This is a genomic window from Ktedonobacter racemifer DSM 44963, assembly GCF_000178855.1.
Lineage (GTDB): Bacteria > Chloroflexota > Ktedonobacteria > Ktedonobacterales > Ktedonobacteraceae > Ktedonobacter > Ktedonobacter racemifer.
The window spans coordinates 2,091,591-2,113,391 of record NZ_ADVG01000002.1 but is presented as its reverse complement, the minus strand read 5'-3'; the positions used below and the strand labels follow the sequence as shown (position 1 = coordinate 2,113,391).

The following is a 21,801-nucleotide window of genomic DNA, read 5'->3' as shown; positions in this document are numbered from 1 at the left end:
GTAGCACCCTGGCAATAAGCAGAGGCATCCGGGAGGTCAAGCCATGGCCAATTCTCTTGGTCGGTTGGTGGTTCCACGTATACAGGTGCAGCGCGAACGCTGGCCTGGTGCCCACACAATCAAAGCGATACCCCTGGTTCAGCCCGGTCAGGAAGTCCTGCCTGACCAACCTGTTTTGCAAATCGAAGCAACGAAAGCGCTTTATGAGCCGTCGGCGCGAGCATTGCTCGCGCCACGGCTTATTTCATCTTCACCTGGCTCACCTGAACTGGTGCTCTCTGGTCTCCGTGGGCGTGTTCTGGCTGTGACGCCGCGCAATGGTGTGCTTATTGAGAGTCGCGCGGCTGTTGTTCAGGGCTGCATGGGTGCGGGCTACCAGGTCGTAGGGAAACTGGTCATGTGGGATGGCAAGGCGATTAGCGAGGAGCTTCCTGGTTCGCTGCTCATTGTGCCCGGCCCGGCGAATCTCGCGTTACTGCACCAGGCCCTACAAGCGAAAGCCATAGGCCTGATTGCCAGCAGTATTGCGCTGCCTGACCTGGAAGGCTTTCTGCATACCGACCTGCTGCAACTCTTCGTCAGCCGGGATATTGAACTGGCCTCCTCTTATTTCCCGCCGTTAACTCTGCTTTTTACCGAAGGCGTAGGCGAGTTTCCCATGCCAGAGAGCTTGAAGGGCATATTGCAAAGCTATGAAGGCTCCTTCGCGCTCCTATCAGGTCTGACCTCCCTGGCGCATCGCCTGTTGCCCGAACTGGTGATCTCGCTGCCAGTGGAGGAGACTGGGCCTGATTGGCAGCCAGTTGTGCCCAAACATGCCTTAAAGATAGGTGTTCCGGTGCGTGTCATGGGGGGAGAGTACGCGGGTGTGAGTGGAATCCTGGACCATCTCTTTTCTCATGAGCAGCAGTTTCCCTCCGGCATTCGCACGCGTGCCGCGCGTGTGCAACTAGAGAGTGGAGCGCATATCATTGTCCCTGTCGTACACCTGGAACGTATCGGATGACGAGGTTATCCACAAATAAAGGTAGTTATCCACAAATTCACTAGTATTTTGTGGATAACTTGTCAAGCGTTTACAGCGTTATGTAGTAATATTGAGCTATGTGGGAGGCGCGGGGAGGCCGACGTGCTTCAGCAGCGTCGGCCTCCCCGCGCCTCCCGCCCTCTCTACTTCTCTTTGTGGCTAGAATTGGAGCAGGGAGTGCCCCGACATCTCTTTGGGTTGGGGAATATTCATCAGTTGTAGGAGGGTGGGGGCGACATCGGCCAGAATGCCGTCGGTGCGTAGTTTCGCCTGAGCCAGTTGAGGCGAGATCAGGTAGAAGGGGACCGGGTTAGTGGTGTGAGCGGTAAAGGGTTTGCCGGTATCGTAATCGATCAACTGTTCCGCGTTGCCGTGATCGGCGGTAATCAAGATGCTACCGCCAGTGGCGAGCGCGGCCTCAACAACCTGCCCAACCCCCGCATCGACGGCCTCAACCGCTTTCACGGCGGCATCGATCACTCCAGTATGTCCCACCATATCTGCGTTGGCGTAGTTCATGACCACGAAATCATAGTCGCCACTGCGAATATGCTCGATGGCGGTCCTGGTAATGCCAGCCGCGCTCATCTCAGGTTCCAGGTCATAGGTGGGAACTTTAGGCGAGGGCACGAGGTCGCGATCTTCACCGCTGAACGGAGTTTCGCGGCGCCCATTGATAAAGTAAGTGACATGGGCGTACTTCTCGGTCTCGGCGGTATGGAACTGGCGCAGGCCACGCTCAGCAATGACGCGTGCCAGAGGCATCTCAACCTCGTCTGCACGATAGGCTACCCCGGCATCCAGGCCTGCTTCGTACTCAGTCATCATGACAAAGGCCAGGTCGGTGAGTCTGGGGCCGCGCGCGAATTTTCCCTCGGCCTGTGGAGGCAGTTCAGGCATGACAAAGGCCTTGGTAAGCTGGCGTGCGCGATCCGGGCGGAAGTTATAGTGGATGACGGCATCTCCCGCCTGAACGGTAGCTACAGGCTTGCCATGCTCCATAATGACAGTTGGGAGGATAAACTCATCGGTCACTTTCTGATCGTATGACTGCTGGATGGCTTCCAGGGCTGAGCTGGCCTGCAAGCCCTCGCCCCTGGTCATCGCCAGGTAAGCCTTGCCAGTGCGATCCCAGCGGTTATCACGATCCATGGCATGGTAACGCCCGGAGACTGTCGCGACCCTGGCGGTGTGGTCGCCGCCTATCTCCTGTGCGCGGGCCTGTAAGCGTTTCATAAACTCGACCCCGCCAGTGGGCGAGGCGTCGCGCCCATCGGTAAATGAGTGGATATACACTCGCTCCAGGTCATGCATATGAGCCAGGGTGAGAAGGGCCTCCAGGTGGCTCTCATGCGCGTGCACACCGCCATTGCCGAGCAGGCCACAGATATGTAGTTGGGAGTTGTTTTTCTTCACATGCTCGATGGCCTTTAAGAAGGCGGGATTCTGAAAGAAACTGCCATCGCGAATCGATTCACTGACACGGGTATAGTCTTGCAGGACACGCTTGCCTGCGCCGATATTCTGGTGTCCAACCTCGGAGTTGCCCATCTGCCCCTCGGGAAGACCCACAGCCTCACCGGAGGTCTTGACCGCTGTGTGGGACCACACGCGCCCAAGTTTATCGAGGCTGGGGGTGCGTGCCAGCGCAATGGCATTCCCCTCGGTGCGCGGATTAATGCCCCAGCCATCCATAATGATAAGGACAAAAGGGCTTTTGTGTCCAGCTGGTGTAATACTCATATCAACAGAACTCCATCGAAGTTATTGTAGTGCTCATTTGCCCCTCCATTGTAGCATGCTGAGGAAGAGTAGAGCATTATGTTTACAGTAAAAGCAGAGGAGAGCATAGATGCCTCGTGCGAGGCATCTATGCTCTCCTCTGCTTTTACTGTAAATCTCTTTCAAGAGATCTCCAACATTTCTCATGGTAGCACGTATTTGATACGGAGGTTGCTCTAAAGAGGCTGAATCTGCTTGCGGAGAGTCGAAAACAGGCAAGGGGGCGTATAGTAAATAGAGTTGGGCATCCAGAAATATGTTACTCATACGTTGATTTGATAGAGCGAGCAGAGATACGTTAGTAATCTGTGACATGCTAGAAATTTCCTATGAGGTGCGATAGAGCTAAGTGGAGGAACTTGTACATATGCGTAGAGACCGAAAGTGGCCTTCTATGAGGAGGCATTTGGGACTGAGTTCAATGGCGCTGCTTGCCGCGCTGTGCCTTGTGCTTATGTCCACCTTGAGCGTACTGGCGAACTCTGTCAATATCTATGACAACGCCGGTGTGTTGAATCGAAGCCGCGTACAGAGCGCGGCGAATTCCCTGTCTTCCAATGTGAGCATCTATACGACTTCGAACTTCAACGGCTCCAAGTCGTCTTTCCAACAGACGACAGCCAGTAAGGTGAGTGGCTCCAATAACGTCGTCATGGCGATAGATACCACCCATCATTGGGTCTGGTTTGCGGGAAAGCCCTTTACAACTAACCAGTATAATGACGCCGCTAGCGCTTTTAGTAGTAATTTCCACGGTGGAGATTACACTGGCGCAACGGTTGCGGCCCTGCAATCGCTCCACAATGCTAATAGTGGCTTTATGGGCCTGGGCGCACAAAATGGAAGCTCCTTTGGCGGCTCGACGCTCTGTTGCTGCCTGGGCTTGCTGGTATTGCTGGGTCTGGGTGCCTTTGTCTTCTCGCGCAGGCGTCGGGGAGGCGGTGGCTTTGGTGGCGGTGGTGGTTTCGGTGGCGGCAGTGGCTTTGGCGGCCTCTTTGGTCGGCGCAATGTACCACCTTCGGGAGGCTATCCGCCCTACAATCAGTATGGACAGCCCTATCCACCCAACTATAACCAGGGTGGCGGGATGAATCCCTGGGCGGCTGGTGGCCTGGGTGCCGCGGCTGGTGGTCTGGTAGGCTATGAACTGGGCCGTGAACAGGGTGAGCGCGAGAGGCGCGAAGATGATTACGGTCAGGGCGGAGACTTTGGTGGCAATCAAGGTGGTGGAGATTTCGGCGGCGGCGGAGACTTTGGTGGTAATCAGGGCGGCGGAGATTTTGGAGGAGGTGGCGGAGACTTTGGAGGAGGTGGTGGAGACTTTGGAGGAGGCGGTGGCGACAGCGGTGGCGGCGGGAGCTTCTAAGCCATATATGGCTCTCGCAGAAACAAAAATATTGTCCGGGTTCGTTCCGAACCCGGACAATATTTTTGTTTTGTTTCTTACTGTTGCATGCCTGCCGTGTCAATGCGGCGGCGGCTGCGACGGCGCGCATATTCCGCGACCCTGATGCGGCTAAGTGCACGCTCCAGGGCTGCCTGAGCCTCAGCACGATCGTTCTGGCTGCGCGACTCGACGAGGCGCTCCTCCGCTAGGCGGCGGGCCTCCTGTGCGCGAGCTTCGTCAATCGTTTCGCCCTCTTCTGCGGCATCTGCCAGGATGGTCACGCGATCATGCGAGACCTCCAGGAAGCCACCGGAGACGAAGAAAGGCTCTTCGGCATCGCCCAGTTCGATACGCAGTTCGCCGGGCTTGAGAAAGGTCAGGAGGGCCGCATGATGCGGGAGAATGCCCAGACGGCCCTCGACGCCAGGAGCGCTTACCAGGGTAGCTTCCCCGTTATATAGCTCACGCTCGGCGGTGACAACCTCGACATGCAGGGTATTGCGTGTTGTCGTTGTTGCCATGTCTTACCCCTTCTTCTGATCAGCCTCGTACTCGGCCACGACCTCATCGATAGCACCCTTCATGTAGAAGTAGTTCTCAGGAATGTGGTCATGTTTGCCCTCAAGGATCTCCTTGAAGCTGCGCACAGTATCCTTCAGCTTCACATAGCGACCCTCGCGGCCAGTGAAGGCCTGTGCGACGGTCATGGGCTGTGAGAGATACTGCTCAAGCTTACGCGCGCGCGTAACGGTCAGCTTGTCATCTTCAGAGAGCTCATCGACACCCAGGATGGCGATGATATCCTGAAGCTCTTTGTAGCGCTGGAGGACCTTCTGGACGCCGCGAGCAACATCATAATGCTCATTACCCACGATCTGGGGATCGAGGATGCGGCTGGTCGAAGACAACGGGTCGACGGCAGGGAAGATCGCTTTCTCAGCAATCGAGCGCTCAAGCACGATGGTTGAGTCCAGGTGAGCAAAGGTCGTTGCAGGTGCGGGATCGGTGTAGTCGTCAGCAGGCACATAGACGGCCTGCATCGAGGTGATCGAACCCTTCTTCGTCGACGTAATGCGCTCCTGTAGCTCACCCATCTCCTCAGCCAGGGTGGGCTGATAACCCACGGCGGAAGGCATACGACCGAGCAGAGCGGATACCTCAGCACCGGCCTGGGTGAAGCGGAAGATGTTGTCGATGAAGAGCAGAACGTCCTTACCCTCTTCATCGCGGAAGTACTCGGCCATGGTCAGGCCAGTCAGCGCGACGCGGAGGCGGGAACCGGGAGGCTCGTTCATCTGGCCGAAGACCATGGCCAGGCGGTCGATAACACCGGCTTCGATCATTTCGTGGTAGAGGTCGTTGCCCTCGCGGGTGCGCTCACCCACGCCAGCGAAGACGCTATACCCGCCGTGACCCTTGGCGATGTTGTTGATCAGCTCCTGGATGGTGACGGTCTTGCCGACGCCAGCGCCACCGAAGGTACCAATCTTACCACCCTTCATGAAGGGGCAGATCAGGTCAATGACTTTGAGGCCGGTTTCGAAGATCTCAATGTTTGAGACCTGGTCTTCAAGAGTAGGGGCATGACGGTGGATAGGATAGCGAGGGGCATCCTCGACCTCTTCCTTGTTATCCACGGCCTGGCCGAGCACATTGAAGATACGTCCCAGGGTTTTAGGGCCGACAGGAACTGCGATAGGCTCGCCCATGTCGATGGCATCGAGACCGCGCTGTAAGCCATCAGTTGGACCCATGGCTACGCAGCGAACCCAGTTATTGCCAAGGTGCTGCTCAACCTCAAGCGAGAGGTCTTTCTCGGCACCTGCTATGCGGATGCGCACCTCGTTGTAGATTTCTGGCAGCTGGTTGGCGGGAAACTCGATGTCGATGACAACTCCCAGTACCTGTACAACTTTACCCTTTGTGCGAGTAGGTGTTGTAGTCATATATTTCTCCAGAGATAGAGGCATTGCGGTATCCTCCACATGCCTCTACCAGTATGCTTGCTTCTGTCTAGGTCTATCTCTAGACGGCTTCAGAACCGGCCACGACCTCAAGAATCTGCGTGGTAATAGCGGCCTGACGCGCTTTATTATAGGTCAGAGAGAGATCTTGAATAAGATCGTTCGCACTATCGGTCGCGTTTTTCATTGCGATCATCTGTGCGGAATACTGGCTGGCGACCATTTCCAGCAGAGCCTGGTAGACCAGGGTATCCACATAACGTGGCAGGAGAGCCTTGAAGATCTCCTGTGGGTTCGGCTCATAGATGTAGTCTTGCTTCTCGGCCTTCGCGCCTTCCTCAGACGTCGGCGGCTGCACAGGCAACAACTGGACCGTCGTTGGCTGCTGCGTCACCGTGTTGATGAATTTCGGATAGACCATGTAGACCACATCCACATCGCCATTGAGAAAGCTCTCAACCGCGACTTGAGCGATAGCCCTGGCATCACCCATGCTGGGACGGTCACCCAGGTTGACGAACTCGGCAACCATGTTCTGTTTCGTCCGCACAACAAAGTCACGACCTTTGCGACCAACCGCGACGTAGTCTACGGCGGGACGCTGGCCGTTTTCAGCCAGGCGTTGCTGCTCCTCAAGCACGCTGGCCGCAAGCTTGCGGTTGACGTTGCTGGGAAGCGCGCCACTCAGGCCGCGATCAGGTGAAATGACAATGTAGCCAATCTTGCGTACGGGTCGCTGCTTCAGCAGCGCTACCTCATCGCCCAGGTCCTCGGAGCCAACGGCCGCGAGGCGCGAGACAAGCTCGCGCAGCTGGTCGGCATAGGGGCGGGCCTGTGTAACCCGGTCCTGCGCGCGACGCATCTTGCTGCTCGCCACCATCTGCATGGCCTTGGTAATCTGAGCAATGTTTTTAATTGACCGAATACGCTGGCCAATTTCTCGAATCGATGCCATCAGCCTACCTCCTAGCGCGCCAGGGCGGTTTGCTTGTACTCTTCGATAGCGGCACCCAGCTTCTTCTGCAATTCGGGAGACATCTTATTTTTCTGTTTGACCGATTTCTCGACGATCTCCTGGCCGAGTGCTGGATAGGTGGTATCCAGGTAGCGGTAGAGACCACTCTCGAAGTCAGCGACTTTGTCCAGCTCGATATCATCGAGATAGCCATTGGTGGCGGCGTAAATGATGATGACCTGTTTCTCTACAGGAACCGGGCTGTACTGTGGCTGCTTGAGAATTTCTGTCAGGCGGCGGCCGCGATCAATACGTGCCTTGGTGGCCTTATCCAGGTCTGAGGCGAACTGAGCGAAGGCGGCGAGGCTGCGGAACTGCGCCAGGTCAAGGCGAAGTGTACCGGCTACCTGGCTCATACCCTTCGTCTGCGCGCTACTACCCACGCGGGAGACCGAGAGGCCGACGTTAAGGGCCGGGCGCTGACCAGCGTTGAAGAGGTCTGTCTCCAGGAAGATCTGGCCATCGGTAATCGAAATGACGTTGGTTGGGATGTAGGCCGAGATGTCGTTCGCCTTGGTCTCGATGATGGGTAGCGCGGTCAGCGAACCACCACCGTAATCCTCGTTCAGGCGGGCGGCGCGCTCCAGCAGGCGAGAGTGGAGATAGAAGACATCGCCAGGGAAGGCTTCGCGGCCTGGAGGGCGGCGAATGATCAGGGACATGTTACGATAGGCTTCAGCGTGCTTGGTCAGGTCATCATAGATGATCAGTGCATCGCGTCCGCTCTCCATGAACTCTTCACCTATGGCACAACCCGCGTAGGGGGCCAGGTACTTCAAGGGGGCGGGATCGGATGCGCCAGCGGCCACGATAACGGTGTACTCCATCGCGCCGTGCTGCTCCAGGATGGCGCGCGTGCGGGCGATTGAGGAGTTCTTCTGACCGATTGCGACGTAGATACAGAACAGGTCCTTGCCCTTCTGGTTGATGATCGTATCGATGGCGATAGCGGTCTTACCAGTCTGGCGGTCGCCGATGATCAGCTCGCGCTGGCCACGGCCGATAGGAATCATGCTGTCAATAGCCTTGATACCAGTCTGTACAGGAGTGTTCACCGTCTGGCGGGTAATAACGCCAGGGGCGACGCGCTCGACAGGGCGGGTCTTATCGGTCACGATAGGACCACGGTCGTCGATAGCCTGGCCCAGGGAATTGACCACGCGACCTAGCAGGGCGTCGCCGACGGGTACCTCAATGATACGACCGGTCGTGCGCACCTCGTCGTCCTCGCGGATCTGGGTGTAGTCGCCCAGGATTGGGCAGCTTACGGTTTCTTCTTCAAGGTTAAACGCCAGGCCAAAGAGACCTGTGCGGGGAAATTCTACCAACTCAAGATATTTTACATCTTGCAGGCCGTACACACGGGCGATGCCGTCCTGCACCGCAATAACGGTGCCGACGCTCGCGGTCGCCGTTGTTTCGGTGCCGAAGCCTGCGATGTTTTTCTCTATGATGGCACTGATTTCGTCAGCCCAAGATGCCATCGTATTCCTCCTAGTTTCGTATCCTAGTGGTCTGTCTGCTTACGGTTTCTTGTTGTCTGCTTTGCCGGTGCGCTTAGTCATTTCAAGCTTGTTTCAAGCTTGTTTTAAGCCCGTTTTCAGGCCGCATCCCGTAAGGGATGGCAGGACGAGAGCGGACGAAAGCGTGACAGGGGGTCTTCTCTACGAGACGTATCCAGCCGCTACCTCTACGGAAACCTGAGCGCGAAGCGCTAGCCACGATAGTGGCGTTGGTTTTCGCATAAGGAGCCAATGGGCGGATAGCGAAAGGGTAGTATCACAGTGGTGAGGAAGAGACCTCGCGCGCCTTAGCGTAGTGCCGGCTCTTCCTCAGAGAAAAAATCTCGACTGCTGGAAGCCGCTTCATTGAGCAAGCGTTGCTGCAAGGCATGCAAACGGAAACGCACGCTTCCATCAATGACCTGATCTCCCACACGAGCCACGACACCACCCAGAATGCTCGGATCGACCCGGGTCTGCATGATAACACTCTTCCCGGTTCGCTTCTCTAATGCTTGTTGCAAGACCGTGCGCTGCCCTTCATCGAGGGGCTGTGCCGTTGTCACCTCGGCGATTGCCTGATTGCGATAGTCCAGAACCAGTTGTTCCAGTTCGACAGCAATTTTTGGCATAGCGTCGACCAGTTCACGCTGAACGATCAACAGAGCGAGGTTGAGCGATGTCGGCAACACCCGAGGCTCGAGAGCCTGGCGCAGCGCGGTCTCTTTGCGCTTAGTCGGAACCTTTGGCTCGCGCAGGAGGTACGCCAGTTTACGAATCGAAAAGAGGCGTGCGATCTCCTTCACGTCCTCAAGCGTGCGATCAAGCGTATTCTGCTTGCGCGCGAGCTCGAAGATGGCTCCGGCATAGCGGCGTGCTACCGCTCCTTTTAACATTAGTTGTTCCTCGTCTGGTCAGTGGCAACGATAAAATCTTCCACCAGGCGGCGATTGTCTTTGCTATCAACGGATTTGTTGATGACTTTGCCGGCGGCTTCGATAGAGAGGTTGATTACCTGGCGGCTCAGCTCATTGCGAGCGCGGTTGGCCTCTTGCTGGATGCGAGCGATCTGCTGCTGCCCCACCTGCTCAGCGCGGGCCTGGGCCTCTTCGATGATGCGGTTGGCTTCTTGCTGTGCGTTCTTGCTGGCACGCTCGATGGTCTCAGCTGACTGGCGGCGTGCTTCCAGAAGGAGCTGCTCAGCGCGGTTATTGGCCTCAGCGAGATCTCTTTTGGCCTTCTCAGCGTTTTCGATACCTTCACGGATGATCGCCTGGCGCTTATCCATGATCTTTAGCAGGGCTGGGAAGCCCCAGCGCCACAGGATCAGGAAGACGACACCAAAGCTAATCAACTGCGAGATAAAGAAGGCACCGTTAATACCAAGTCCACCGCTGCTCGCACTCGCTTGAGCGAGAATAAGTGCTTGCATTTTTTTGCCTCCTTGATGGCGTTATGCCATCACTTGTCCCCTATACGCGACACGGAGACGCAGCTCATCGTGTCTGTCTCCACGTCTACGACTGGCTGTGTCTCTGTGTCGTGCGCATATAGGGAAGCCTCAGAATAAATAATTCAGGGCTAGACAAATTTGATGAGCAGAGAGACCAGCAGTGCGTAGATAGCAATAGCTTCGGCGAACGCCAGGCCCAGGATCAGGTTGGTCTGGATAACAGGGGCGGCTTCAGGGTTGCGGCCGATGGCGTTGAAGGCCTGACCGGCGGCGATACCAATACCAATACCAGGACCGATGGCTCCGAGACCGATAGCGAGGGCGATAGCGAGTTCTTTGTACATCTGAATAATCCTCCCTGGACGTTGCGTCCAGTAATTTTAATGTATAATTAATTTATGCAATCGCAGAGTGATTCCGCGAGTAGCAAGCACATTGAAAAGGTACGATACGTTGATGGGACGATGCAGTCCGCCCCACATGGCTCTTGCGCTCTTTTAGGCTAGGCGTGGCTCCCTGCTGCCGAGGTCTGACTGAGATCGACCTCCTCACCATGCTCTTCGTCGTGACCGTGACCGGTGACGGCGAGCTGCAGATAGATGAGCGTCAACAGGGCGAAGACAAAGGCCTGGACCGCGGCAACAAACAGTTCAAATGGGATGAAGATGACGTTTGCCACAGCAGGTAGCAGGAAGGCGAAGACCGCCAGCACGATGCTGCCAGCGAAGATGTTGCCAAAGAGACGGAAGGCCAGCGAAAGCACGCGGCTGAGTTCACTGACAATCTCGAGCAGGCCCACGAAGACTTCAATGAAGCCAGTCCCTGAGAACTTGAGCAGGCTACGAAGATTGATGTACTTCATAGTATGCTCTTTAAAGCCAAGCGTCGCGAAGCCAACGCACTGCGCGGTGATAACCGCGATCAGAGCCATCGCAATCGTTAGATTGAGATCGGTCGTGGCAGGGCGAATCCAGGGAATGAGCGCGTTTGAAGCGTCACCCCACAGGAGAATGCCTGGATGGGCTCCCTTGGGCAGTTCTTCCGGATTAATAGAACCAATCGAGTCGACACCAGGGATGACGTCAAGCAGGTTGGAAACCAGGATAAAGCAGAAGAACGTAGCGGCCAGGGGAAAGAACTTACGCGCGTTTTTCTTTCCTGTTATATTTTCGGCCAGATTCAGCAGAAATTCAACGATAACCTCCATGGCATTTTGCAGACCACGGGGAATCATATCACCTCTGCGTGTCGCGAAAAAGAAAAGAGCGATAAGTACGACAATGGAAATCCAGGTACAGAATAAGGTATTAGTAACCTGGAAACCTGCAATCGTGAAGATAACTTCCGGTGCGAGTTGTACGTGAGGAAGTCTCCAGAGATTCACGTGGCGTCCTCCAGTTGCGGCGGACCCTGCCAGCTGGATCTCCTTGTCAGTAAATAGCGGTTCCGTTTTGCTCCCAACAGTAGGCCCTGTATCCCTGGCTTATGTCCAGGATATGCAAAAACCTATAAAACCTGTGAGTTTTTTAACAAACGGTATGCACCGTAGATGCCAGAGATCAGGCCAAGCAGCAGCCCGAGCAGTATAAATAACGGTTTGGTGTGTAACCAACCGTCGAGCAAAGTTCCTACAACGGCAAGTAGAATAATGGGAACTGCGATAGTGAAGCCAAGCTGTCCAACTAACGCCAAGTTCGCCCAGACTGGGTTCGGCGGCTGTCGCTTCATCTTAAAAATCCCATCTATCTTCTCTTCTTATTGTACCTATGGGATTATAGCACAGGCAACAAAATTTGTGCAATGTTAGTTCTTTTTTCTCCCATGGCTTCTCAAAAGTCGCCCATTCCAGCTCGCAAGCTTGCTGTAGGTATAATTTAATGGAAGAGTAGAATGGGATGGGATGCGGGCCCCGCCCGCATCCCATCCCATTCTACTCTTCCATTAAAGGTAACCATGTTCGCGGTACCAGGCAATGGTATAGTGGATGCCGTCATTGAGTTCAACCTGAGGCGTAAATTGCAGCTCACGCCGAGCACGTTCGCAGCTATAGATGCGGCTATGCGTAAGAAAGTCGATCCGGCTGGTGGTCAGAGGGGCACTGGCCTCGCCTATGCCTGGCAGCCAGCGAAAGATCATTGCCGCACCATAAGCCATCCAGGTGGGGAGACTCAGCGGACAGGGGTGGCGTTTAAGAACGTTGGCAATTGTACCTGCTAGATCCGTAAAGCTGACCGGGAAATGTCCCGCGACGTTATAGCAGCGTCCAATGGCATGCGGGAGGCGTGCTGCCAGGAGAAATGATCGGCTCATATCATCGATGTAGATAGGGTGAATATAGGCACAGCCGCCAGCGATAGTGGCGGGCAGACCGCGAGCGACCTGGCGGAAGAAGCCGAGGAGGTGAAGGTCTCCCGGCCCATAGACCAGGGCGGGACGTACCACTGTGACGGGAAGCTGCGCTTCGGCATGAGCTTGTATCACCAACTCTTCTCCCGCCAACTTGCTTTGCTCATAGGGATTGGTCGGCGCGTATGGACTGGCTTCATCAACCGCGTTCAGGCCAGTGACGCCATAGACGCCGGTAGTACTACAGTGGACCAGGCGGCTCAGCCCTGGGAGGTCGCGACAGCACTGCAGGAGCACGCGCGTGCCCTCCACATGCGTCTCGAAATAGTGTGCTGCTGGAATGCTGGGATGGTAGAGGCGCCCTGCGAGGTGATAGATGACCTCGATATCCTTGAGCGCGGCCGCTACCTTGGGGGCTTCCAGCAGGTTACCCTGGAGAATCTCTACGCGTGTACCGAAGAGGCGATGAGCTTTATAGGCATCGCGTGCCAGGACACGCACCCTCTCTCCTTCCGCCAGGAGCCGCCCGACCAGGGCCGCACCCAGAAAGCCAGTCGCGCCAGTGACCAGGACCTTCATGAGCGCGCTCCTGAATAACCCTTGACGCTGATCGCCTGCTCAGGACAGGCCTCGTAGCAGAGCAGGCAGCGCTGGCAGGTAGTGTAATTGACCTTGAGTGTCTGGAGGTTGATGGCCTCGGGGAGAGGGCAGGCGCGCACACACTCGCCGCACCGGGTGCATCGCTCGCGCTCGATGACGGGGTGTGTACCTACCAGACCTGTACTATAGAGAGTGGTACAGAGATGTTTGCCGCGCTGGGCGAGCCAGGTATAGGGGTAGTCGAGGGGGTACATCAGCCAGAAGAGAAGACGGTAGAGGCTATTTTGCCGGGGAAGACGAAAGGTCTTGAGAGGTTGGGGCAGTTCGTGAGTAAAGTGTATCTCGGGCTGACCAAAGTGTTTCAGGGCCAGGCGCAGGTGAGGAATAGCGCGTGGTGACACATTCACCAGGCTACAGCAGGCCAGGTCGACGGCCAGGCTACTGCGACCAGCAACCAGGACCTGGAGATTCGCCTTCTCGCCATACAGGGGACCCTCGCCATCCTGTCCCACACTCCCATCGACAATGTTGAGATCTGCTTGCAGGCCCAGATTCATATCCACGATACATTGATCTATCCCCAGGGTATGCATCGCGCGACGGGCGGGTCTGGGAAGTAGCCCCATAAGGTTCTTCATGCTCAGTGTCATGCCAGAGACGACGTGGGTTTTTAAAACGGGCAGGTTGATCAGACGAGCATCATCCAGCAGGCGTGGGAGCTCGAAGGAGCGCAGGCGTTTCGCTCCCGTGGGATGCACCTCGCGCCACTCGCTCGTGCCGCCTTCGAGGTCCAGGCGAGCAATGCGAATCTTGTGGCGTGCGCAGAACCCCTCTACTCCCAGCAGAGTATAGGTCGCCTCGCGATCAAACTCTGTCCCTGGCATTTCGCAGAGCACAGGCTCGGCCCCGCAGGCGTGCACCTCCTCAGCCACGGCTTTGAGTACGGCGAAACTGGTGGTAGCTCCCGTCTCGGCACGCCTTCCCGCGACAAAGTTCGGTTTGAGTACCGCCACTTTCGCACCCCGCATTACCGTTTCCATGCCGCCTATGCCCGCGATGGCGCGGTGCGTTGCCTCTTCAATCCCCTCAACGGTACGTACAATGCTGACAGGCTGGTATCCAGCAGTTTTGCTTGCATCCATATCTCACTCTTCCCTTCCAACAAATCCCACTTCTCGTGCCCGCCACACCACCTACCAGAATATGATACCGGCTGTGTATTAATCATACTGCTTAAATATGCAGTTATCTAGATGCGTGGTACTTATAGATATTTGAGGTTTATATGCAAAATTATCTATTTAAGATCTGATTTGATGGATGAGAGAGCATGGCGGCCGCAGGTCGCCATGCTCTCTCATCCATCAAATCTTATGTTGAACCTGGTAGATGCTGATGTCATAGAAGTGTGCACGCTCAACGGAGTGCTTGAGGGCCTGCTGGAGGATGGAGCTGCCACCTTTAACTTCCCGGATCATATTGAGATGGAGTATGACATCGGGATCGACAAGGATGTAGTCAATATTCTGCCAGTTGTCTTTGAGCTGGTCGTGATAGATGGATGGATCAGTGGCAACGTTAAAGAAGAGTTGCGCTTTCGGAAAGGGAGAATGCGCTCCCACGGCCTCGCCTCCACTTACGCGCATATCCACAAAGTACTGGGGGGGAATGACGACAACAGTGTTGCGGGGCAGGTGCTCACGCATCCAATCCATGGCCTGGCGCTGCTCCTGTGCATAGTCGTGAGTATAGATGGGCTGGGCGTGCAGGATATCGTATGGGACTATGGCCGCGATAGCGAGCAGGACCAGGATACCCTGCAAAAGGGGTAAGCGCGTGACCTGGCTTATCCAGCGCGCCAGAGTAGCGCAGGTGAAGGCGCAGTTCATGGCTACGAGGGGAATGAGCGGAATAATGTAGTAGGGAAAGACGACCCCTCCACGAATGAAGAGCAGCCAGAAGCTGAGTGCCAGCAGGGAGAGGAGCAACTGATTGCGCTGGCGGAAGCCAAACACCAGGTTAAACACGGGCGCTACAATACTTATGACGACCAGGAGACTATCCAGCCCCATCCACTGGCTGAAGCTGGTGCCCAGGCTGCCTTCGCTCTGGGTCCGTTTTGTCTGCTCAAGGATGGTCTGTAACAGGCTCAAGTGCGCGTGGTTATCCCAGGGGAGATGCCATGTATAGGAGAAGAACTCGCCACGCATCAGAGCCATGAGAATCCAGGCCGAGCAGAGTGCTAGCGTGGTATAGCCAAATGCCACCAGCGCGAACTTGCGTTGGAAAGATGTCGTATACAGCCAGACAGCATATAGCATTGCCGGCATAAGGAGGATGAGCACCTCTTTAGAGAGAATGGCTATCCCCAGCGTGAGGGCCGAGAAGATGATCGCTCGCAGGCGGCTATTACCGGTGACGAGCAGGAAGAGCGAGAGCAAGAACCAGAAGATGGCGATATTATCGAGATAGATCTCACGCTGATAGGTGATACCAAGAGGTGTCAGCGCGAAGATAACCATAGCAAGCAGCCCCAGACTGCGCCGAGCCGAGAGGCGGCGTGTTATCAGGTAAACCAGGAGCGCGCTTCCCAATTTATAGAGTAAGACAATGGCGCGCCCTGTATTGAGCGCGTTGCCAAAGGCAAAGAAGCCATTGAAGAGTGGAATCCAGGTGGCAAGCTGGATCCAGCCCGCGGGTGGATGCGCGTAGCCATAAGCATAGGGCATGAGTTGTCCCTGGAGAATGGACCAGGCACTGGCTATATAGGTGCCCTCGTCCAGTTCGTAGCGTGGATAGTTGAACATATTATAGGCGTGGGCGAGACCAATTCCAACAAGAACCAGCAAGAGTCCAAGCGTCTCCAACCAGAGAGGGATCGGAAAGCGTGATCTTCGCGTTGTGTTGAGCGTGTCCAGACGAGGCATGCGACGTGTCTCGCTGTCGGCGATGCGTGTCTGTTGTTGCGGTAGAATCTTGGGGAGCGCGCTGGTTACCCCGGTTGGCTTGCGCAAGGGGTGGACACGTTGGTGTCTGCGATTGACTGTACTGACATAAAAGTTTTCCTGCTTATGTAAGATGAGCCGCCCCTGGGGCAAGGAGTGGGTCTGTGGCCTCTCAGGAAGCTGCTGCTCTGCACCTATACCTGGCCATGGAGTCGTTGGCAGGGATTGCGCCGGGGTATCTATATGTCTGCTCGCTTGCTGTTGTGTTTCATCTCTTACCACAAATCAACCACCTATCTAAATAAAAGTGTTTAGCTCTTTCTGTCTATGCTGACCAATATGGGCCGTTTTCTCCCAATTGGTCGCGCCCTGAATAAAGCGGGCGACCGCGCGCAGGGCGCCCAGGCCTAGAAGAAACTGGTAGGGAACCGAGGCGAAAAGCATGATGGCGGCCTCGCGTATACTCCATGAACGCCCATGCGCTTTAAGAAACTCATACAGCCCTGCCTGGTCGATAAAGATGCCCATGATAAAGATGTAGAGTGGCAAGAACGTCAATAAAGATATCCAGAGAGGTAATTTAATAAAGAAAAAGGTGAGCAGCGAAACTGGGACGAGCAGGGTAAAGAATGCCTGTACCTCTGGGAGCACCAGGACATAGAAAGCGAGCAGGCGTTGGTAGAGACTCTCCAGTTTTAGCCACTCGCCTTTGAAGAGAATCTGGATAAAGCCCTGGTTCCAGCGAGTCCGTTGCTTGATAAACTGCTCAATAGTGTGGGGGGTCTCCTCGCGTGTCACAAACTCATCGTCGTAAATGACGCGCATGCGTGCGTGGGAGAGCGCCAGGCGAATGCCCAGGTCGGCATCTTCGGTCAGGCAGGTCTCGTCCCAGCCACCCAGAGTCTCCATCAGTTCGCGCCGGACGAAGACGGTATTGCCACCAAGGGGCGTCATGCCTACGTTGGCGAAGAAATGCAGGGAGGATTTAAACCAGAAGAAGTATTCGAGAACATTCAGGAAGCAGAACCACTTCGTGTTGTGGTTCATTAATTGTACCCCACTCTGGACCACGTCGATGTCCTCAGTAAGCATCGTGGTATTGATAATGTTGAGGATATCCGGGTGAGGCTCATCCTCGGCATCAAAAATCGTCACGACATCGCCGCGTGCGACCTGGAGCGCGAGGTTGAGTCCATGCGGTTTATTGATGGGTTTGTCATTAAAGACCAGGAGTTGTACATTGGGGTCACCTAATTCATCGATCTTGGCCTGGGCTTCGGCAATGGTGTTGGGATCGTCCTCGCGACAGATAGCGATAATTTGTAATAAATCTTTTGGATAGTTGAGATCATAGATTTTCTGCATTGTTTCGCGTAGGACCTCTTCCTCGTGGCGCGCCGGCAGCAGAATAGTAAAGGTCAGGCAGGGATCGAGGTAGACGGTCGGGGCGCTATTGAGCCAGGCATGTTCTGGCGTTTCCCAGATGAAGAGACGCAACCGAATATTGAAAATGGCTTGTACGGCCATAATAAACGCAATAAGTAGATAGACACCTTCGAGAATGGTAATAAGAATGCTCACACGTTCTTTCTCCGCTTAGGTATAGAGATATGCGCAATAAAGCGTCGTGTATAGCGACACATGAATATTTAAACGCATTACTCTAAATAAAGGAACAGCATGGGAAAAACGTCATGCTTAAAATGCTTGAAAGCTAGCTAGAGCGTGCGTTTTATGCGTCACTGCTATATAGTGAGTGGAGAGACTTGCGCACCTGTGATGATTTCGGATAGACTGAAAAAGATGGAGCAGGGGTGTCCACAATAGGCCTTCACAAAGTAGTTAAGGAGTTGAGTATGGCGCAAGGTCTGCAAGTAGTCAGTACGTTTCCTTTTTCTTCCGCCTCACAAGCTGTGTTAAGTGAGGCCGCGGGTAAGGAGATCTTATGCCTTAGCGATAGTGATGAGTTTGAAGCGAGCCTGGGCGAGGCCGATGTGCTTTGTGCCTACAAAGTACCCACGAATTGGCGCGAAATGGCGCCGCGCTTACGCTGGTTGCAGGCGTCGGGAGCCGGTGTGGATGGTCTGCGCATAAGTGGTATCCTGGCGGCCGATAGTGGGGTACAGGTCACAACGGCGGTGGGTATCCATGCCACCACCATTGGCGAGTACGTGTTCGCGAGTATGCTTATGTATAATCGCTCCTGGCCCACGATGGTGCGTTTACAGGATCAGCGCATATGGCCACGAAGCGCGAACTGGTATAAACTGGGGGGACGCGAACTGGCGGGACAGACGCTAGGGATTATTGGTCTGGGGAGTATTGGTCAGCGCGTGGCCTTCCTGGGCCAGGCTTTTGGCATGCGGGTCCTGGCGACCAGACGCACGGTACAGGCGGGGGCGCACCAGGAGCATGTAGATCAGCTTTATCCTATGACGCAGTTGCATGCTATGCTAAGCGAGTGCGATTATGTCGTGGTCGCTGTTCCATTGACGGCCGAGACTGAGCACCTGTTGGGTGAGGCCGAGTTTCAAGCGATGCGCCAGTATGCCTACCTGGTTAATGTAGCGCGTGGGCGCGTGGTGGATGAGCGAGCGCTTGTCAGGGCGTTGCGCGAGGGATGGATTGGAGGCGCGGGCCTGGATGTAACCGAAGAAGAGCCTTTGCCTGCCGAGAGTCCCTTGTATACGTTAGCGAATGTCATTCTGACCCCTCACATCTCGGGCGAGAGCGTGCATTATGACCAGCGTCTCGCCGCGCTTTTCGCGGAAAACTTGCGGCGCTATCGAGCGGGCCAGTCACTACAGAATAGATATGATCCCGCGCGTGGGTACTAGCTTGAGATTAGCTTGCTCCTGGTTCTGGCGCTTATAGCGTCGAGGGAGAAGGTCTGTAGAGGGCACGATAGTTCATTTAGAAGGAAGAGGCTTGTATGAGCAATGATCTTGGTCGCATCGAGACACTCGGTGCGGATGCAGTGGGTATGCCCGGGCAGCGACGTTTCCGACTCTATGCCAGGAGTGGGCTTGGATCAGCGGTTGTGTGGATGGAGAAGGAACATTTGCGCACCCTTGCCGAGACCCTGGAAGGTATTCTCGGCGTGATTGCGGATGGCGAGGTCTTGCGCCTTGAGGCGCGTCCAGGGGGCTTGCCATCTCCCACAGGAATGCCAGGAGATTTTCCGCTTACGCCAACATACGATTTTCAGGTGGGGCAGATGAAGCTCAACTTTGATGAGCATAATGAAATGTTTCTGTTGAGCCTGGCCCCAATGGAGATTATTGAGGAGCGCGGGGAGCCGCAGGCACTCATTCTAGAGGATGAAGCTGTTGTGCTGCGTTTCTCACCCCAGGAGGCCTTAGAGCTCTCAAATGAGATTGGCCTGGTAGTGGCCGCGGGTCGCCCAGTCTGCCCCTTCTGCCATATGCCCCTGGATGGTGGTCCCCATGCCTGTGTCAAGCAGAACGGACACCATAAGATTGTGCAGATGGAGATTCAGGATATCGATGAGGATGAAGAAGAGTAAGAGCGCATGATGACGCGCTCTTACTCTTCTTTTATCGACTACCTGAATAGCGAGCATTACTCAATACAAAGGTATTTATTCGCTTTTTGGAGATACGTCTCTTCGTTTGCCTCGATCATAAGCTTGTGCAGTACCACTAAATCGCTATCGGGCAGCGATTCCACGGGTTGTAGGCAGAGACGCATGATCGCGCGACCATGTTCGAACACCTGCACATAGCCACTATGGCGTGGTACACGATACACGCGATGCGGAGCCGTAGGGCTTGGGATTTCCAGGTACCCATACCAGAAGAGCTGCCGAAATTGCTCATGGGTGAGAAGATCGCGCAGCAAGTGACTAGCTCTACGCTCCGCTCGTGACCATCCCTTCACATAGGGCTGAAAAATCAGCCAGAGTATGGGAGAGATGGCCAGGGCAATTGCGAGCCAATATAGGGCCGTCAGCATCGGGGTACCAAGTTTATCCACCAACCACTCTTGGCACTAGAACGATTTGTTCCGCGGTGGCATCAAAGGCTTCGATGCGTTCGGCTGGTTTGCCAGGATCGAGGCGGAAAGCGGTCGCGCCTCGTGCACGCTCTTGGGCAAAAATGCGCTCAGCTTCTTGAATTGCAGCCACAGCTTCAGCATCACCCGCGAGAACTTTCTGCTCGTCCCAGGTGAGACGGTCGTCACCACGCCGTGACATCACCCGTAACATACCCACAGTCGTTCCTCCTTCGTAGTCTACGCCATTTTTGGATGGCAGCTTCCAACGAATGTCGTGGAACAACCTTGGCGTCCGTTAGCAAACGGTGAGGGCGCGGTATATCTCAATGAGCATATATGGCTCGCCCTCGCATTGCTGGTTGTTCCTCCTGGCGCAGGAGCCCATGGAAATCTTACATGGGGAGGAAGCGCCCATACTCCTTGTGTGCGTGCCTTGCTAGTTGTCCATGTATAACAAGTATACCAGAGCACCCTACAGACGACCGGGACAAGCTTCAGGCAGGCGTTGGTGGAAACACTTCCCTGCGTGCTGTATAAGAGGCACGCATAGTTCCGACTCTCGGTTTGATCCTCAGGCTTGAGGTTAGCCGACGCGCTACGACATACAACATTAGTATACGGTACGCGATGAAGTACAATGCATGAAACATGCTGTAATACTATTGTACGCGAATACCCTTCATCCGTCAATCGTTTGCGCCTGCCTGTTATCTTAGAAGCTTGCTTGCTGCACCTGTTTTCGCACTTGCGGTATTCATGGAGAGAGGGTATGGATGTGTGGTGTGGGCGATCGCCCACACCACACATCCATACCCTCTCTCCATACACCTCTTTAGACGGCGTTTTGGAGCTTTGTACCGCATTCAGGACAGAAGCGGGCTCCTGCTTATTTTGCAGTTACCACCGAGATCGCGGCCGTACCAGGACCAGTATGTGTGCCTAGCGCTGCGCCTAGCTTCCAGATGGCAATATCGCCAGAATAGATGGGCTTAAGGGCTTCCGATAGTTGTTGCCCAACCTCTTCACTGGACTCAGCAATGGCCAGATATTCGATCGAGCCTAGCTCCTGAAGAATCTGCGCGACGCGGGCATAAGCCTTGCCGCGCGTGCGCGCGCGCTCAACTGGAACGACGACCCCCTCCTTCAGGGAGATGATAGGTTTAATGTTGAGCACATTGCCCAGCATTGCTGTTGCGCCACCAATACGTCCACCGCGCCTGACGTACTCTAAGGTATCGAGAACTGCGAAGATGCGTGTCCGCTCCAGGCGATCGACGAGGTGCGCTTTTATCTCTTCAAGTCCCAGGCCTGCCTGCACCTCTTCTGCGGCCTTAATTACGGGATAGCCCATACCCACACTAACACTTGTAGAGTCAACGATCTCAATGGGGATTTTCCGCAGATCTTCTGGCAGGGCGTCGCGCGCGGTACAGGCCGATTGATAGGTGCCACTTAGCTGAGAGGTGAGATGGACCGAGAGGATGCCGGTTGCGCCTTCTTGAATCAAACGCGTAAAGGTCTCTTGAAAGCGTGCGGGCGCAGGCTGCGATGTGCGGGGAAGCTCTTTGCTTCCTTGCAATTTCTGATAAAATGCCGCGTTATCCATTTCGACATTGTCGAGGTAGGCGTCATCGCCAAAGGCGACGGTAAGTGGCACGATTTCAATGCCGAGTGCCTTTGCTTGCTCGATAGGCAGGTCTGAGGTGCTGTCGGTAACGATACGAACGGTCATACTGGCCTCCTGGCAGGAAGAAGCGGCGTTC

Annotated in this window: 21 protein-coding genes; 4 read left to right on the top strand and 17 right to left on the bottom strand. The window is 55.2% G+C overall.

Annotated features, from left to right (window positions below; genetic code table 11):
* Positions 1-43 precede the first annotated feature (43 nt).
* Positions 44-1,006 (top strand): hypothetical protein, encoded by a 963-nt coding sequence (locus KRAC_RS25360; protein WP_007912109.1) that lies wholly within the window; start codon positions 44-46, stop codon positions 1,004-1,006.
* Positions 1,007-1,186: 180 nt separating this feature from the next.
* Here KRAC_RS25360 and gpmI read toward each other — a convergent pair whose 3' ends face one another.
* Complete coding sequence (gene gpmI, locus KRAC_RS25355) at positions 1,187-2,770, bottom strand: 2,3-bisphosphoglycerate-independent phosphoglycerate mutase (protein WP_007912108.1); 1,584 nt, start codon at positions 2,768-2,770, stop codon at positions 1,187-1,189.
* A 445-nt stretch (positions 2,771-3,215) separates the two neighbouring features.
* Between gpmI and KRAC_RS70265 the strand changes: the two genes are divergently transcribed.
* The gene (locus KRAC_RS70265; RefSeq protein ID WP_157507039.1) at positions 3,216-4,175 is read left to right on the top strand and encodes a hypothetical protein; all 960 of its coding nucleotides are present in this window, start codon (positions 3,216-3,218) and stop codon (positions 4,173-4,175) included.
* A gap of 77 nt (positions 4,176-4,252) precedes the next feature.
* Here the strand turns inward: KRAC_RS70265 and KRAC_RS25345 are convergent, their stop codons facing one another.
* The 13 genes from KRAC_RS25345 to KRAC_RS25285 all read right to left on the bottom strand — a co-directional run bounded on the left by KRAC_RS25345 (position 4,253) and on the right by KRAC_RS25285 (position 17,602).
* A complete protein-coding gene (locus KRAC_RS25345) occupies positions 4,253-4,717 on the bottom strand; it encodes a F0F1 ATP synthase subunit epsilon (protein WP_007912105.1) in 465 nt (154 codons plus the stop codon).
* Between the two features lie 3 nt (positions 4,718-4,720).
* Entirely contained in the window at positions 4,721-6,142 is a 1,422-nt protein-coding gene (atpD, locus tag KRAC_RS25340; RefSeq protein ID WP_040444906.1) for a F0F1 ATP synthase subunit beta, read from the bottom strand.
* A gap of 79 nt (positions 6,143-6,221) precedes the next feature.
* A complete protein-coding gene (atpG, locus tag KRAC_RS25335) occupies positions 6,222-7,115 on the bottom strand; it encodes an ATP synthase F1 subunit gamma (RefSeq protein WP_007912096.1) in 894 nt (297 codons plus the stop codon).
* An 11-nt stretch (positions 7,116-7,126) separates the two neighbouring features.
* Positions 7,127-8,659 (bottom strand): F0F1 ATP synthase subunit alpha, encoded by a 1,533-nt coding sequence (atpA, locus tag KRAC_RS25330; protein ID WP_007912094.1) that lies wholly within the window; start codon positions 8,657-8,659, stop codon positions 7,127-7,129.
* A 326-nt stretch (positions 8,660-8,985) separates the two neighbouring features.
* A complete protein-coding gene (atpH, locus tag KRAC_RS25325) occupies positions 8,986-9,573 on the bottom strand; it encodes an ATP synthase F1 subunit delta (protein ID WP_007912092.1) in 588 nt (195 codons plus the stop codon).
* On the bottom strand, positions 9,573-10,109 hold the full coding sequence (gene atpF, locus KRAC_RS25320) for a F0F1 ATP synthase subunit B (RefSeq protein ID WP_007912091.1): 537 nt from the start codon (positions 10,107-10,109) through the stop codon (positions 9,573-9,575). Before atpF ends, atpH begins: the two co-directional genes overlap by 1 nt.
* Before the next feature lie 149 nt (positions 10,110-10,258).
* The gene (atpE, locus tag KRAC_RS25315) at positions 10,259-10,474 is read right to left on the bottom strand and encodes an ATP synthase F0 subunit C (RefSeq protein WP_007912083.1); all 216 of its coding nucleotides are present in this window, start codon (positions 10,472-10,474) and stop codon (positions 10,259-10,261) included.
* Between the two features lie 158 nt (positions 10,475-10,632).
* The gene (gene atpB / locus KRAC_RS25310) at positions 10,633-11,514 is read right to left on the bottom strand and encodes a F0F1 ATP synthase subunit A (protein ID WP_007912081.1); all 882 of its coding nucleotides are present in this window, start codon (positions 11,512-11,514) and stop codon (positions 10,633-10,635) included.
* A 122-nt stretch (positions 11,515-11,636) separates the two neighbouring features.
* The gene (locus KRAC_RS79680) at positions 11,637-11,858 is read right to left on the bottom strand and encodes an AtpZ/AtpI family protein (protein WP_007912080.1); all 222 of its coding nucleotides are present in this window, start codon (positions 11,856-11,858) and stop codon (positions 11,637-11,639) included.
* A 213-nt stretch (positions 11,859-12,071) separates the two neighbouring features.
* Positions 12,072-13,055: an NAD-dependent epimerase/dehydratase family protein gene (locus KRAC_RS25300; protein ID WP_007912079.1), complete on the bottom strand. Its 984-nt coding sequence runs from the start codon at positions 13,053-13,055 to the stop codon at positions 12,072-12,074.
* Positions 13,052-14,218, bottom strand: a complete 1,167-nt coding sequence (locus tag KRAC_RS25295) for a DUF362 domain-containing protein (protein WP_007912077.1) — start codon at positions 14,216-14,218, stop codon at positions 13,052-13,054. The genes KRAC_RS25300 and KRAC_RS25295 overlap by 4 nt, the downstream gene beginning before the upstream one ends.
* Positions 14,219-14,440: 222 nt before the next feature.
* Complete coding sequence (locus KRAC_RS25290) at positions 14,441-16,303, bottom strand: ArnT family glycosyltransferase (protein ID WP_007912074.1); 1,863 nt, start codon at positions 16,301-16,303, stop codon at positions 14,441-14,443.
* 15 nt (positions 16,304-16,318) lie between these two features.
* Complete coding sequence (locus KRAC_RS25285; protein ID WP_007912067.1) at positions 16,319-17,602, bottom strand: glycosyltransferase; 1,284 nt, start codon at positions 17,600-17,602, stop codon at positions 16,319-16,321.
* A 275-nt stretch (positions 17,603-17,877) separates the two neighbouring features.
* On the opposite strand from KRAC_RS25285, the gene KRAC_RS25280 reads away from it, so the two are divergent.
* Both KRAC_RS25280 and KRAC_RS25275 read left to right on the top strand, forming a co-directional pair.
* A complete protein-coding gene (locus tag KRAC_RS25280; protein WP_007912065.1) occupies positions 17,878-18,858 on the top strand; it encodes a D-2-hydroxyacid dehydrogenase in 981 nt (326 codons plus the stop codon).
* Between the two features lie 95 nt (positions 18,859-18,953).
* On the top strand, positions 18,954-19,547 hold the full coding sequence (locus tag KRAC_RS25275; RefSeq protein WP_007912063.1) for a DUF3090 family protein: 594 nt from the start codon (positions 18,954-18,956) through the stop codon (positions 19,545-19,547).
* Positions 19,548-19,603: 56 nt separating this feature from the next.
* On the opposite strand, the gene KRAC_RS25270 is transcribed toward KRAC_RS25275, so the two are convergent.
* From KRAC_RS25270 to KRAC_RS25260, 3 genes are all read right to left on the bottom strand, one after another.
* Positions 19,604-20,017 (bottom strand): hypothetical protein, encoded by a 414-nt coding sequence (locus KRAC_RS25270; protein ID WP_007912062.1) that lies wholly within the window; start codon positions 20,015-20,017, stop codon positions 19,604-19,606.
* On the bottom strand, positions 20,010-20,249 hold the full coding sequence (locus KRAC_RS25265) for a hypothetical protein (RefSeq protein WP_244422240.1): 240 nt from the start codon (positions 20,247-20,249) through the stop codon (positions 20,010-20,012). The genes KRAC_RS25270 and KRAC_RS25265 overlap by 8 nt, the downstream gene beginning before the upstream one ends.
* 675 nt (positions 20,250-20,924) lie before the next feature.
* On the bottom strand, positions 20,925-21,770 hold the full coding sequence (locus KRAC_RS25260; RefSeq protein ID WP_007912056.1) for a DegV family protein: 846 nt from the start codon (positions 21,768-21,770) through the stop codon (positions 20,925-20,927).
* Positions 21,771-21,801 lie beyond the last annotated feature (31 nt).